Consider the following 14,311-nt stretch of genomic DNA (forward strand, 5'->3'; position numbering starts at 1 on the left):
CCTATGGCTTCCTTCAGACCCTGCCGTTAGCCAACAACGCCCTTGCCATTCGGATTGTCTTCCCCTCAGTCAGGGTGATTCAGGTTTCTTCCAACCTGACGGGATTGCCAGCTTCGCTGGGCAAACAAAAAAGCCCGCGTAACGCGGGCTTTTAAACGCTAACAGCAACGTTTACCAACCCGTGGTTTCACGTAGTGCTTTGCCAATTTCTGCTAGTGAGCGAACAGTTTTAACACCGGCCGCTTCTAGTGCTTTAAACTTCTCATCTGCAGTGCCTTTACCGCCTGCGATGATGGCACCAGCATGACCCATACGCTTACCGGGAGGTGCAGTAACACCCGCAATGTAAGACACAACAGGCTTAGTTACATTCTCTTTAATGAATGCAGCCGCTTCTTCCTCAGCTGTACCACCAATTTCACCAATCATTACGATAGCTTCAGTTTGTGGATCGTCTTGGAACAACTTAAGAATATCAATGAAGTTTGAACCAGGAATTGGATCACCACCGATACCTACACAGCTAGACTGGCCGAACCCTTCGTCAGTTGTTTGCTTAACCGCTTCATAGGTAAGTGTACCAGAGCGAGAAACAATACCCACTTTACCAGGCTTATGGATATGACCAGGCATGATACCAATTTTACACTCCCCTGGTGTGATTACACCTGGGCAGTTTGGACCAATCATGCGTACGCCTTTTGCTTCAACGTACTCTTTTACGTAAAGCATATCTAGCGTAGGGATACCTTCGGTAATACAAACGATAAGTTCGATTCCCGCATCGGCCGCTTCTACGATTGAGTCTTTACAAAATGCAGCAGGTACGTAGATTACTGACGCTGTTGCGCCCGTTTCTTCTACCGCTTCACGTACCGTATTAAATACTGGAAGACCTAAATGCTCAGTGCCGCCTTTGCCTGGTGTAACACCACCAACCATTTGCGTACCGTAGGCAATTGCTTGCTCAGAGTGGAAAGTACCTTGACCACCAGTAAAACCCTGACAGATTACTTTGGTATCTTTATTAATTAATACAGACATTATTTGCCCTCCGCTGCAGCAACAACTTTCTGCGCTGCATCCGTTAGCGACTCAGCAGCGATGATATCAAGACCAGAGTTCGCTAGAACCTCACGACCTAGTTCGGCGTTAGTACCTTCAAGACGTACAACAACCGGAACATTAACGCCTACTTCTTTAACTGCGCCGATAATACCTTCAGCAATCATGTCACAACGAACGATACCACCAAAGATGTTAACCAATACCGCTTTAACGTTGTCGTCAGAAAGAATGATCTTAAACGCTTCAGCTACACGTTCTTTCGTCGCGCCGCCACCAACATCTAGGAAGTTAGCTGGCTTTCCGCCGTGTAGATTTACGATATCCATGGTACCCATTGCTAGGCCCGCACCGTTAACCATACAACCAACGTTTCCGTCTAGTGCAACATAGTTAAGCTCGAACTGCGCAGCATGTGCTTCGCGTTCGTCTTCTTGAGAAGGATCTTGCATCGCTTTAACTTTAGGTTGGCGGTATAACGCATTACCGTCAATAGCAAGCTTCGCGTCAAGGCAGTGAAGGTCACCGTCTTCTTTGATTACAAGAGGGTTAATCTCGATAAGTGCTACGTCTAAGTCTTCAAACATCTTAGCTAAGCCAAGGAAGATTTTAGTGAACTGTTTAATTTGAACACCGCTAAGACCTAGTTTAAACGCCATTTCGCGAGCTTGATAAGGCTGAGGACCAACAATTGGGTCGATTTCAGCTTTCAAAATCTTTTCTGGTGTTTCTTCCGCAACAGTTTCAATCTCAACGCCACCTTCAGTAGATGCCATAAACACAACACGACGGGTTGTGCGGTCAACTACTGCACCAAGGTACAATTCGTTTGCGATATCTGTGCAAGATTCAACAAGGATTTTGCTAACAGGCTGACCATTTTCGTCAGTCTGGAAAGTCACCAAATTTTTGCCAAGCCAGTTTTCAGCGAAAGCTTTAATAGCGTCTTTATCTTTAACTAGCTTAACGCCGCCAGCTTTACCGCGACCACCTGCGTGGACCTGGCATTTGACTACCCACTCTTCCCCGCCAATGCGGTCGGCGGCTTCTACAGCACTTTCAGGAGTGTCTGCTGCGTATCCTTCAGAAACAGGTAGGCCGTATTCTTTGAATAGCTGCTTACCTTGGTATTCATGCAAATTCATGGTGTTTCTATCCGATTTTTATTAAGACAAAAGCCGCGTTTGCGACTTGATTAGTTGAGCTGACATTATAGGGCGAATATCAGCGTTGCTTCAGGCGCTTAATGAACTAATGCACACCAAGCGCCTAACCACAATTACGTGAGAGAGAAGTCTTATACGTCTAGTAGTAGACGTGTAGGATCTTCAAGCATCTCTTTAACGGTTACCAAGAAGCCTACTGACTCTTTACCATCTACAATTCTATGATCGTAAGAAAGCGCAAGGTACATCATTGGTAAAATTTCTACTTTTCCATTAACTGCCATAGGACGGTCTTGGATTTTATGCATTCCCAAGATAGCGCTTTGCGGCGGGTTAATGATTGGTGTAGACATAAGTGAACCAAATACACCACCATTAGTAATGGTGAAGTTACCACCTTGTAGCTCAGCCAATGACAGCTTACCGTCACGACCCTTAAGTGCTAACTCTTTAATGCCTTTTTCAACGCCAGCCATACCTAACGTGTCAGTATCTTTCAACACAGGCGTAACTAGACCACGAGGTGTTGATACCGCAATAGATACGTCGAAGTAGTTGTGATAAACAATATCATCACCGTCAATTGACGCATTAACCTCAGGGAAACGCTTCAATGCTTCAGTGACTGCTTTCACATAGAAAGACATGAAACCTAAACGAATACCATGACGCTTCTCAAAGCTCTCTTGGTACTGTTTACGTAAATCCATAATTGGCTTCATATTAACTTCGTTAAACGTCGTTAACATGGCGGTAGAATTTTTCGCTTCTAGAAGACGGTTCGCAATAGTCTTACGTAAACGCGTCATAGGTACACGTTTTTCAGTGCGATTACCGGTAGGTAGGTCGGCAGTATCATCCGAGCTTGACGCAGCTGGTGCAGATTTCGACTCACTGTTACCGCTCTTAAGGTACTTTTCTACATCTTCTTTAGTAATGCGACCGTTTTTACCCGTGCCTTTTACTTTAGATGCATCTACGCCCTTTTCAGAAAGCAGACGGCGAACTGATGGGCTTAGCGCATCACTGGTCTCTTCTGAATCGTCAGCGTCATCTGACGCAGCAGATGAAGAGGCAGATGCGCCCCCTGAGGCACCTTCTACAAATTTAGCAATCACTTCTTCAGCAGTTACTGTAGCGCCTTCCTCTGCCACGATTTCTGATAGTGAACCGTCTGCAGGAGCAACTACTTCAAGCACCACTTTGTCAGTTTCGATGTCGACAAGGTTTTGGTCGCGGCTAACGGCTTCACCTACCGCAACATGCCAAGTAGCAATCGTTGCATCAGCCACTGATTCTGGCAGTACAGGCACTTTAATATCAGACGCTTTGCCTGATGATGCAGACCCTGTTTCCGCTTTCGCTTCCTGCTTAGGTGCAGCGTCGCTGTCATCTTTGCTTTCGTCAGACTTAGCCGGAGCGGCGCCGCCTTCTTCTAGCTTAGCAATAACTTGCTCACCTAAAACCGTTGCACCCTCTTCATCTAGAATTTCACCGAGGGTTCCATCCGCTGGCGCAACTACTTCTAACACAACTTTGTCAGTTTCAATGTCAACCAGGTTCTGGTCTCTTTTTACAGAATCACCGGCCTTAACGTGCCAGGTTGCAATGGTGGCATCGGCAACTGACTCTGGTAGAACCGGAACTTTTATCTCAATTGTCATTACTGTTCCTTATTTAATCGTGAGTGCGTCTTCAACCAGGGCTTTTTGTTGCTGGTTGTGAACGGATACGTAACCTACAGCAGGTGAAGAGGATGCTTCTCGTCCTGCATATGTCAATTTGGCACCATCTGGAATTGCTTGCCAGAAGTGGTGTTGACTGCAATACCATGCGCCTTGGTTTTGAGGCTCTTCTTGGCACCAAACCCAATCTTTAACGTGGCTATATTGTGCCACAATTTTAGCGCATTCCTCTTGTGGGAATGGGTAAAGCTGTTCTAAACGAATAATCGCAATATCAGATTGTTCGTTCTTGCGGCGTTGGTCTAATAAGTCGTAGTACACCTTACCAGAACACATCACCACACGTTTAACCTCTTGCGGGTCCAAATCGTCAATCTCGCCAATAACGTTATGGAACTTACCTTCTGCCAGCTCTTCCAGAGAAGATACCGCTAAAGGATGACGTAATAGTGACTTAGGCGACATAACGATAAGAGGTTTACGCATTGGACGTATAACCTGACGACGCAGCATGTTATAAACCTGCGCAGGGGTAGAAGGTACGCACACCTGCCAGTTATGATCGGCGCACATTTGCAAGAACCGCTCTAACCTTGCTGAACTATGCTCTGGGCCTTGACCTTCATAGCCGTGCGGAAGTAGCACAGTTAGACCACATAAGCGGCCCCACTTGGCTTCACCTGAGCTTAAAAATTGGTCAAACACAACCTGTGCACCATTGGCGAAATCACCAAACTGTGCTTCCCAAATCGTCAAGCATTCAGGCTCGGCAGTTGCATAGCCGTATTCAAAGGCCATTACCGCTTCTTCAGACAACACTGAGTCATAAATTTCAATCTCGCCTTGCCCTTCGCGAATATGCTGTAGTGGCATATAGGTGCTAGCATCAGCTTGATTGTGCAACACCGCGTGACGATGGAAGAAAGTACCACGACCAGAGTCCTGACCGGTAATACGAATATCTTCTCCGGCATCCACAAGTGTGGCGTAAGCTAAATTCTCTGCCATACCCCAATCTAGCTTTCTGTCACCTGCTACCATGGCCTTACGATCTTGGTAAAGCTTATTAACACGGGATTGCAGCTTATGGCTTTCAGGGTATGAGGTAATGGCTTCGCCCAACTCTTTGAGCTTTTCAACACTTAAAGCGCCGTCATAGTCAGTATCCCAGTCGTGACCAAGATACGGTGACCAGTCAACACTGTGCTCGGTCATAGGTCGCCATTCTTCTACAACACACGCGCCGTGGTCTAGCGCTGCCCGATACTCTTCAAGATATCGATCGGCATCACGCTGTTCTATTACACCTTCTGCAATAAGCTGATCGGCATATAAAACACGTGGCACAGGGTGCTTTTTAATCTTCTGATACATCAACGGCTGGGTTGCATTTGGCTCATCAGCTTCGTTGTGTCCGTGACGACGGTAACAGACAAGATCGATCACGACGTCACGCTTAAATTTATTACGATACTCAAGCGCCAATTGGGTAACAAATGCCACCGCTTCTGGGTCATCAGAGTTAACGTGGAAAATAGGAGCCTGTACCATTTTTGCAATGTCAGTACAGTATTGCGTGGAGCGTGTATCTTCTGTTTTAGAGGTAGTGAAACCCACTTGGTTATTCACTACGATGCGAACAGTACCACCCACCGCAAACCCGCGGGTTTGTGACATATTGAAGGTTTCTTGAACCACACCCTGCCCTGCAATTGCAGAGTCGCCGTGTATAGTAATTGGCAATACAGTGTTAGTGTCGTTATTGCGACGAGCAAAACGCGCGCGAACCGACCCCATTACTACCGGGTTAACAATTTCCAAGTGAGAGGGGTTAAAAGCCAACGCTAAGTGAACATTACCGCCTGGCGTAGCAAAGTCTGAAGAGAAGCCTGCATGATATTTAACGTCACCCGCACCCAGCGAGTCGTCATGCTTACCGGCAAATTCATCAAATAATACAGAAGGGTTTTTACCCAGTACATTCACCAAGACGTTCAAACGTCCACGGTGAGCCATACCGATAACCACTTCTTTGGTTCCCGCAGTTCCCGCTTTAGAGATTAACCCTTTAAGCATAGGAATAAGTGCATCGCCGCCTTCTAATGAAAAACGTTTTGCACCTGGGAACTTAGAGCCGATGTACTTTTCCATACCATCAGCAGCAGTTAAGCCTTTGAGAATACTTAGCTTTTCTTCTTTACTAATTTCTGGCTTCGCCTGTACCGATTCAATTTTCTGCTGTAACCAGCGCTTTTGATCAGTATCAGTTATGTGCATGTATTCTGCACCAATTGAGCCACAGTACGTTCGGTTAAGTGATTTAAATAATTCACCCAACGACATAGACTCTTTGCCTATGGCGTATGAACCTACATTAAACACACTGTCAAAGTCGTCTTCAGACAAACTATGGTGGGAAAGCTCCAAGTCGCGCACGCGCGGTTGTTGCCATAGCCCCAGTGGGTCTAGGTTAGCGTGTTGATGACCGCGAAAGCGGTAGGCATTGATAAGCTGTAATACTTTTACCTGCCTACTGTCCGACGCGCTAGGACCTTCAACAGGTACACTCGACATACGTGCCATAGGGCCGAGAGCTGCAAGTTTCCTAAACTGATCTTTAACACTTGTATGATTGGTTTCTAACTCAACGCCTTCAACCTTGGGGAGGTTATCAAAGATTTGACGCCAAGCATCGGATACGCTTTGGGGGTCTTCCAAATACGATTCGTACAATTCTTCGACATAGGCAGCGTTGGCACCTGCCATGTGCGAGGAATCCCACCACGCTTTCATCACGCTTTCTTGCATTTAATTTGCCTTGCTACGTTTTGTAAATTCTATTCACCATCGGTGTTTATTATAAGGTTATTCTTACCATAACCAAGTGCTATACCGATGAATACAAAAAAAAATAGCCATCCCGTCCGGATGGCCATTTAGAGCATTGCTATCTGTAACAAACAACGTTATCAGATTTTGGTACTAAACAGCCCGTTGAAGAAGCATAGACTTAATTTGTCCAATTGCTTTTGTCGGGTTTAAACCTTTCGGGCATACGCTTACACAGTTCATAATACCGTGGCAGCGGAATACGCTGAACGCATCATCTAAGTCGTTAAGACGTTCTTCAGTTGCAGTGTCACGGCTATCGATAAGGAAACGATAAGCGTGCAGCAAGCCTGCTGGCCCAATGAATTTCTCAGGGTTCCACCAGAATGAAGGACACGACGTTGAACAACACGCGCATAAAATACATTCATACAGCCCATCAAGCTTAGCACGTTCTTCAGGAGTCTGAAGATGTTCTCTTGCAGGCGGCTTTTTGCTGTCATTGATAAGAAACGGCTTAATTTTCTCGTACTGAGTATAAAATTGAGTCATATCAACAACTAGGTCGCGTACCACGGGCAAACCGGGTAACGGACGTACGACAATTTTTCCCTTGCCTAGCGCAGAAACAGGCGTAATACATGCAAGGCCATTTTTGCCATTCATGTTAACACCGTCTGAGCCACAAACACCTTCTCGGCAAGAGCGACGGAATGATAGCGTCGGGTCTTGCTCTTTTAGTGCTATCAATGCATCTAGCACCATCATGTCGCGGCCTTCATCTACTTCTAGCGTGTAGTCCTGCATGCGTGGCTTAGCATCTACGTCTGGGTTGTAGCGATAAATCGAAAATTGTAATTGCATGATCGTTGCCTCTCTTAATATGAACGCACTTTAGGAGGGAATGCTTCCCTAAGCTTAGGCGTCATATTGACATCACGTTTAAGCATTTTATCAGTGTTCGGATCGTAGATACTGTGACATAACCAGTTTTCATCATCACGATCTGGGAAGTCAAAGCGGCTATGAGCGCCACGACTTTCGGTTCTGAAGTTCGCTGCTACTGCTGTGCTGTACGCGGTTTCCATAAGGTTATCAAGTTCCAAACACTCAATACGTTGAGTATTGAAATCTGAACTCTTATCGTCAAGACGAGCGTTCTGTAAGCGTTCGCGAATTTCGCCAAGCTCTTTAAGACCGGTCGCCATTGCGTCACCTTCACGGAATACTGAGAAGTTAAGCTGCATGCATTCTTGCATATCTTTTTTGATTTGAACTGGGTCTTCGCCTTTGCCCTTCTCTGAGTTTTCCCAACGATTAAAGCGAGACATCGCCAAATCAAGGTCCGACTCAGATGCGTCACGTGTAGGTGCCATGTCAGACAAGGTTTTACCAAGGTGTAAACCTGTAGCACGACCAAATACAACCAAATCTAGAAGCGAGTTGCCGCCTAGACGGTTTGCACCGTGAACAGATACGCAGGCAATCTCACCACACGCGAATAAACCATTAACCACTTTATCTTTGCCGTTTTCATCAACGGTTAAGCATTGGCCATCAACGTTGGTTGGAATACCACCCATCATATAGTGACAGGTTGGGATAACAGGAATGGGTTCTTTCACTGGATCAACGTGAGCGAAGGTACGAGACAATTCAAGAATCCCTGGTAGACGTGATTCAAGCACCTCTTTACCAAGGTGGTCTAGCTTCAGTTTACAGTGAGGACCTAACGGGCCATCAAAACCACGACCTTCACGAATTTCTGTCATCATAGAACGGGCAACTACGTCACGACCCGCTAGGTCTTTCGCGTTCGGTGCATAACGTTCCATGAAGCGTTCGCCGTCTTTATTAAGAAGGTAACCACCTTCACCACGACAACCTTCTGTTACCAAGGTTCCCGCCCCGGCAATACCGGTTGGGTGGAACTGCCACATTTCCATATCTTGAACTGCAACACCAGCACGAAGTGCCATACCAACACCGTCACCGGTGTTAATGTGTGCGTTAGTGGTAGACGCATAGATACGGCCTGCACCGCCAGTTGCTAATACAACAGCACGGGACTTGAAGTAAACAACTTCGCCGGTTTCGATATCAATCGCCGTGCAGCCTACTACGTCACCGTCTTGGTTTTTAACCAAATCGAGGGCGTACCACTCTGAAAATACTTTTGTCTTATTCTTTACGTTTTGCTGGTAAAGAAGGTGAAGCAATGCGTGGCCTGTACGGTCAGCTGCGGCTGCCGTGCGCGCGGCTTGCTCGCCACCAAAGTTCTTAGACTGACCACCAAATGGACGCTGGTATACTTTACCGTTTTCGAAACGAGAAAAGGGTAAACCCATATTTTCCATTTCGATAATCGCCTCTGGACCTTCTTTACACATGTACTCAATGGCTTCTTGGTCACCAATGTAGTCCGACCCTTTTACGGTATCGTACATGTGCCATTGCCAGTTGTCTTCATGTGAATTACCTAGTGCAACAGTAATACCGCCTTGGGCTGATACTGTATGAGACCGGGTAGGAAAAACTTTCGATAACAGTGCACATGATTTACCAGACTGTGAAATCTGAAGTGCTGCGCGCATACCTGCACCACCAGCACCAATTACGACTGCATCAAACTCGTGAACGGGTAAACTCATCTTACACTCCCCACAATACAAATAGGCCGACAGCAACATAGCCAAACGCAATAACGTTTAGAACAAATTGTAATACTGCACGAAGACTTGACGCTTTAACGTAGTCAGTTAGTACCTGCCATAGGCCGATACGTACGTGGATCATTACTGCAATAAGTGTTGCTAATGTGAAAACTTTCATAGCTAGGCCAGAAAATAACCCTCGCCATTCGATAAAGGTTAGATTATCAGTGGTTATAAAAAACCACGCCATGAATACCGAGTACGCGAAAATTATTGCTGCTGTAGTACGTAACGAGACGTAGTCTTGTACACCATTACGTTTCATGCTTGCTTGGTTGGTTAGCATAGTGCAACTCCCAATACTACGGTCAGTATAATCCATAGTGCGATAATTGCTTTCGCACTTAAGTTACCTGACTCTAATTCTTCCCAGTAGCCTAAGTCCATTACGACGTGTCTTAAGCCGCCTAGAATGTGGTAAATCAGCGCTGAGGCTGTGCCAATTGCGACGAATTTTCCAAGGAAACCGTCCATGATTGCTTGCACGTCCGCGAACCCTTCTGGCGAGGAAACAGAAACTGCCCAAGCCCAAATAACAAAAAGAAGCGCGAAGAACATAGCTACACCGGTAACGCGATGGAGAATTGACGAAATAGCAGAAGGTGGAAATTTAATAGTATTGAGTTCTAAATTTACTGGTCTTTGCTTTTTCACAATGTATGCCTGTTTAATCCGTAGGGATATTGAATTACCCACCTTTTTTATGTCCTGTGTAGGTGAATTCGTTTATTACCTGTTAATTGCCTCGTCCACTGAGTTGTTAACAATTTGTGAATTATTCTTAAATGCCGTTAACAGAATAAATATTCTGTTTTTAAGCACCGCCGAGTATATCCAGCACAGTATATAATTACAATTTTTTGTGCGGATCTAAGACTTTAGTCTTTTTTCACACTTTATTAATATACACTGCAACGGATGTTCGGTCATTATTGCTTGCAACTTGCATGAACTGCTTTATTTACAAGGCGCTAAAGTGTATCAGGCCTAGCGCAGAATAACACTAGTTTAGCACTTGAAATTAATGTCTTTTAATGCAAATTTGTCATTGTGAAAGATTGTATGCACAATTTTTCATCGCAAGTGTTAATTAATTTAGCAAACGGTGGTTTACCTTTTGTGAAAAGAGATTGATAATTACCGGTATTGGGTTGAGTGCGATATCCAAAAGAAGCAATTTGATATTTTTAACAATGCATTATAAGTGCAGGCAATTTAGAATATTTATTGCGCATATATGCAATTAAATTGACTTCTAGGTACATAATAAAGTACAAATACGCCACTTTTCCCAACGAGACGAGCACATTCGTTCGTTTTCGCTGCAAACAGAACCATTCTGAGGAGAGCATTATATGGCAGATCAGAAAGCCATTCTTAAAGCCGGCGGTAAGGAAATCGAGCTTCCTATCTTGTCGGGTACCGAAGGACAAGATGTAATCGACGTCCGTTCAGTTGGACAACACGGTTATTTTACTTACGACCCTGGTTTTATGGCGACAGGATCTTGCGAGTCAGCTATCACTTATATTGATGGAGCAAAAGGTGTACTACTTCACCGCGGCTACCCAATTGAAGAGTTAGCGCGCGATGCAGACTACCTTGAAGTTTGTCATATGCTTCTACACGGCGAAGCGCCGACGAAAGAAGAATATGAAGAATTCAAAGACACAATTACCCGCCATACAATGGTACATGAACAAATTAACATGTTCTTTCACGGTTTCCGTAACGACGCCCACCCTATGGCGATGTTATGCGGTACTGTAGGTGCCATGTCATCGTTCTATCACAGCGACTTAGACGTTTCTAACGACGAACAACGTAAGCGTAGTGCCCATCGCCTAATTGCGAAAATGCCTACACTGGTCGCTATGTGTTACAAGTATAACGTTGGTCAACCTTTCGTTTACCCACGAAACGACCTGAGCTATGCGGCTAACTTCCTAAATATGATGTTCTCTGTTCCAGCAGAAGAATATCAAATTAGTCCTGCGGTTGAACGTGCAATGGACCGTATTTTTACGCTTCATGCCGATCATGAGCAAAACGCATCTACATCCACGGTAAGACTAGCCGGTTCGTCTGGCGCTAACCCATATGCTTGTATCGCTGCGGGTGTGGCATCACTTTGGGGACCTGCTCATGGCGGTGCCAACGAAGCGTGTCTTAACATGCTTGAAGAAATTGGTACGGTTGACCGTATTCCTGAATTTATTGAGCGTGCAAAAGACAAGTCAGATCCATTCCGTCTTATGGGCTTTGGCCACCGTGTTTATAAAAACCACGACCCGCGCGCAACAGTTATGCGCGAAAGCTGCCATGAAGTGCTAGGCGAACTTAATGTGCAAGATCCACTGCTAGATGTTGCGATGGAACTTGAAAAGATTGCCCTAAGCGACCCCTACTTTGCTGAGAAAAAATTGTTCCCGAACGTAGATTTCTACTCTGGTATCGTACTAAAAGCAATTGGTATCCCAACCAATATGTTTACCTGTATCTTTGCACTTTCTCGTACTGTGGGTTGGATTTCTCACTGGCACGAAATGATGAGCGATCCAAAACAAAAAATTGGTCGTCCTCGTCAGCTGTACACAGGTCACAGCAAGCGTAAATATACACCGATTAAGTAATATTGAACGGTTTTAATAAACCTTCGTAAAAATAGCGCCCTATGGCGCTATTTTTTTATTTGGAGACGTCTATGCCCTATTCTGCTGTTGTTCTCGGGCTAGCAGGCCTTATACCCTTTATATTTCTGCCTATAGCCTATGTAGCAAACTTGCTGTCGCTTACGCAAAGCGCACTGTATTTCATTCAATACTCTGGCGTTTTGTTATCGTTTTTTGGTGGTGTGCACTGGTGGGATGCCATGAAAGCGCAAAAATTCGGTACACAAATGTACGTTGCTATGCTGCCCACCATAGTAGGTTGGTTATCTTTGGTATTTAGCCACCGAGTAGAAGTACTGGGGCTACTGTCGTTAAGCTATGTCGGCATTCTAATGTACGATAAATTTACCCTTAGCTTGCCTAAGGTACAGATTGTTAGTTACATCAGCCTTCGTATAGCCCTAACCACAGTGGTAGTACTTAGCCATGCATGGATGATTTACCTAATAACATAATAAGCGCTTTTATGCGTAAGTATGTACAAAACCGAGCGAATAAAAAAAGGCACTATGGTTTTAACGTGACCATAGTGCCTTTTTTATACGTTTTTTACGCAAAGTTAAGAGTAGCTGAACTTAGCGGGCTTACGTTTACCCTATCCCATTTACACTAATATAAACGGCTATTCTGCACGAATAGCGGCTAACAGCTCCGCCGTTTTCTCTTCCATTAATGCAATATCGCCCTTACTTTCAACATTTAGCCGTATTACAGGTTCGGTGTTTGATTTGCGTAGATTAAAGCGCCAGTTTCCAAACTCTAACCCTAACCCGTCAGTGGTATCAATAACCTCAGCGTTAGGTTTGTACGTTTCTGTTACCCGCGCTAGGGCAGCATCTGCATCGTTTAATTTACTGTTAATTTCCCCCGATGAAGGAAACGCTTCTATACGCTGTTTTACCATGCTCGCTAACGTTTGCTGTTTTACACAGACTAATTCAGCAATAAGCAGCCAAGGGATCATGCCCGAATCGCAATAAGCGAAATCACGGAAATAATGATGTGCACTCATTTCGCCGCCATAAACCGCATCTTCTTTGCGCATACGCTCTTTAATAAAAGCATGACCAGTTTTCGACTTAATGGGCGTACCGCCCGCATTAGCGACAATATCTTCCGTATTCCAGTATACACGGGGGTCGTAAATAATTTTGCTGTCCTGATCTTTCTCAATAAAAGCAGCTGCAAGCAGACCTACAATGTAATAGCCTTCAATAAATTGACCGTCTGCATCGAATAAGAAACAACGGTCAAAGTCGCCGTCCCATGCAATACCAAAGTCGGCGTTATGTTCAATTACAGCATTTGCTGTATCGGCGCGGTTTTCAGGAAGTAGAGGGTTGGGAATACCGTTGGGGAATGTACCATCTGGCTGATGATGTACTTTAATAAACGTAATAGGTATCTGTCTATTTTCAAGCTCAGCTTCAAGAGCATCTAATGCTTTTCCAGCTGCGCCATTACCAGCGTTAACCACTATTTTCAGCGGGGTGAAGTTGGATAAATCTACATAAGAAAGCATATGGTCCACGTAGGCATCCATACAACTGTCTTCAACATAGCTCCCTGTTTCCGCTAACTTACTCACTTGAATGTGCGCTTTACCCTTAAAAAATGCATCAGCATCAATACTGGCGTTGTCGGTAAAAAACGCCAATCTGTCATTCACGCTATTTTCATCTAGCGATTCTGCGCGAGATTTAATCGCATCAAGCCCAGTGTCACCACTAATAGGCACAGACCCTGCTTTTACTAGCTTCATGCCATTATAGTTAATGGGGTTGTGACTCGCGGTAACTTCGATGCCGCCATCAACACCTAAATGTTTAGTCGCAAAATAAATTTCTTCTGTGCCAGCCATACCAATATCGGTAACATTCGCGCCGGCGTCAATGAGCCCCGCGGTAAGTGCGAGTTTTAAGGGCGTAGACGTTAATCGAACATCGCTTCCCACCACCACACTCTTTGCATTTAATTCTTCTGCAAACGCATATCCAATGCGGTAAGCCACTTCCTCGTCGAGTTGGCTATTTAATTCGCCGCGAATATCATATGCTTTAAAACATGTAATCGATTTTGTCATTATGTGAGGTCTCTGTTCCCTGCGATTTGGCTAAAACTAAAAAAGCAAAAACGTGGGGCCACGCTTTTGCTTGTCCGATTAACATGTTAAACAAGCC

Annotated in this window: 11 protein-coding genes; 2 read left to right on the forward strand and 9 right to left on the reverse strand. The window is 45.0% G+C overall.

Annotated features, from left to right (window positions below; all coding sequences use genetic code 11):
• Positions 1–171: 171 nt before the first annotated feature.
• The 8 genes from sucD to sdhC all read right to left on the reverse strand — a co-directional run bounded on the left by sucD (position 172) and on the right by sdhC (position 10,113).
• The gene (sucD, locus tag GTH32_RS10250) at positions 172–1,044 is read right to left on the reverse strand and encodes a succinate--CoA ligase subunit alpha (protein WP_163085407.1); all 873 of its coding nucleotides are present in this window, start codon (positions 1,042–1,044) and stop codon (positions 172–174) included.
• The gene (gene sucC, locus GTH32_RS10255) at positions 1,044–2,210 is read right to left on the reverse strand and encodes an ADP-forming succinate--CoA ligase subunit beta (protein ID WP_163085409.1); all 1,167 of its coding nucleotides are present in this window, start codon (positions 2,208–2,210) and stop codon (positions 1,044–1,046) included. The genes sucD and sucC overlap by 1 nt, the downstream gene beginning before the upstream one ends.
• A 152-nt stretch (positions 2,211–2,362) precedes the next feature.
• A complete protein-coding gene (odhB, locus tag GTH32_RS10260; RefSeq protein WP_163085411.1) occupies positions 2,363–3,895 on the reverse strand; it encodes a 2-oxoglutarate dehydrogenase complex dihydrolipoyllysine-residue succinyltransferase in 1,533 nt (510 codons plus the stop codon).
• A 9-nt stretch (positions 3,896–3,904) separates the two neighbouring features.
• Positions 3,905–6,724 carry a 2-oxoglutarate dehydrogenase E1 component gene (gene sucA, locus GTH32_RS10265; protein WP_163085413.1) on the reverse strand — a complete coding sequence of 940 codons (2,820 nt, stop codon included), beginning with the start codon at positions 6,722–6,724 and terminating at the stop codon, positions 3,905–3,907.
• 174 nt (positions 6,725–6,898) lie between these two features.
• On the reverse strand, positions 6,899–7,609 hold the full coding sequence (locus GTH32_RS10270; RefSeq protein ID WP_163085415.1) for a succinate dehydrogenase iron-sulfur subunit: 711 nt from the start codon (positions 7,607–7,609) through the stop codon (positions 6,899–6,901).
• A 14-nt stretch (positions 7,610–7,623) separates the two neighbouring features.
• A complete protein-coding gene (sdhA, locus tag GTH32_RS10275; RefSeq protein ID WP_163085417.1) occupies positions 7,624–9,396 on the reverse strand; it encodes a succinate dehydrogenase flavoprotein subunit in 1,773 nt (590 codons plus the stop codon).
• A gap of 1 nt (position 9,397) precedes the next feature.
• Positions 9,398–9,745: a succinate dehydrogenase, hydrophobic membrane anchor protein gene (gene sdhD / locus GTH32_RS10280; protein ID WP_163085418.1), complete on the reverse strand. Its 348-nt coding sequence runs from the start codon at positions 9,743–9,745 to the stop codon at positions 9,398–9,400.
• Positions 9,739–10,113, reverse strand: coding sequence for a succinate dehydrogenase, cytochrome b556 subunit (sdhC, locus tag GTH32_RS10285; protein ID WP_163085420.1), 375 nt, complete (start codon positions 10,111–10,113; stop codon positions 9,739–9,741). Before sdhC ends, sdhD begins: the two co-directional genes overlap by 7 nt.
• Before the next feature lie 701 nt (positions 10,114–10,814).
• Here sdhC and GTH32_RS10290 point away from each other — a divergent pair.
• Both GTH32_RS10290 and GTH32_RS10295 read left to right on the forward strand, forming a co-directional pair.
• Positions 10,815–12,092: a citrate synthase gene (locus GTH32_RS10290; RefSeq protein WP_163085428.1), complete on the forward strand. Its 1,278-nt coding sequence runs from the start codon at positions 10,815–10,817 to the stop codon at positions 12,090–12,092.
• Positions 12,093–12,163: 71 nt separating this feature from the next.
• Positions 12,164–12,586 (forward strand): DUF3429 domain-containing protein, encoded by a 423-nt coding sequence (locus GTH32_RS10295; protein ID WP_163085430.1) that lies wholly within the window; start codon positions 12,164–12,166, stop codon positions 12,584–12,586.
• Between the two features lie 167 nt (positions 12,587–12,753).
• Here the strand turns inward: GTH32_RS10295 and GTH32_RS10300 are convergent, their stop codons facing one another.
• Positions 12,754–14,214 (reverse strand): phosphohexomutase domain-containing protein, encoded by a 1,461-nt coding sequence (locus GTH32_RS10300; RefSeq protein ID WP_163085432.1) that lies wholly within the window; start codon positions 14,212–14,214, stop codon positions 12,754–12,756.
• Between the last annotated feature and the right edge of the window lie 97 nt (positions 14,215–14,311).

The sequence above is a fragment of the Alteromonas profundi genome (genome assembly GCF_010500865.1).
GTDB classification, from domain to species: Bacteria; Pseudomonadota; Gammaproteobacteria; order Enterobacterales; family Alteromonadaceae; genus Alteromonas; species Alteromonas profundi.

Excerpts from the sequence above, each read along its gene's own strand:
- sucD (WP_163085407.1), bottom strand. The coding sequence starts at position 1,044 with ATGTCTGTATTAATTAATAAAGATACCAAAGTAATCTGTCAGGGTTTT.
- sucC (WP_163085409.1), bottom strand. The coding sequence starts at position 2,210 with ATGAATTTGCATGAATACCAAGGTAAGCAGCTATTCAAAGAATACGGC.
- odhB (WP_163085411.1), bottom strand. The coding sequence starts at position 3,895 with ATGACAATTGAGATAAAAGTTCCGGTTCTACCAGAGTCAGTTGCCGAT.
- sucA (WP_163085413.1), bottom strand. The coding sequence starts at position 6,724 with ATGCAAGAAAGCGTGATGAAAGCGTGGTGGGATTCCTCGCACATGGCA.
- GTH32_RS10270 (WP_163085415.1), bottom strand. The coding sequence starts at position 7,609 with ATGCAATTACAATTTTCGATTTATCGCTACAACCCAGACGTAGATGCT.
- sdhA (WP_163085417.1), bottom strand. The coding sequence starts at position 9,396 with ATGAGTTTACCCGTTCACGAGTTTGATGCAGTCGTAATTGGTGCTGGT.
- sdhD (WP_163085418.1), bottom strand. The coding sequence starts at position 9,745 with ATGCTAACCAACCAAGCAAGCATGAAACGTAATGGTGTACAAGACTAC.
- GTH32_RS10290 (WP_163085428.1), top strand. The coding sequence starts at position 10,815 with ATGGCAGATCAGAAAGCCATTCTTAAAGCCGGCGGTAAGGAAATCGAG.
- GTH32_RS10295 (WP_163085430.1), top strand. The coding sequence starts at position 12,164 with ATGCCCTATTCTGCTGTTGTTCTCGGGCTAGCAGGCCTTATACCCTTT.
- GTH32_RS10300 (WP_163085432.1), bottom strand. The coding sequence starts at position 14,214 with ATGACAAAATCGATTACATGTTTTAAAGCATATGATATTCGCGGCGAA.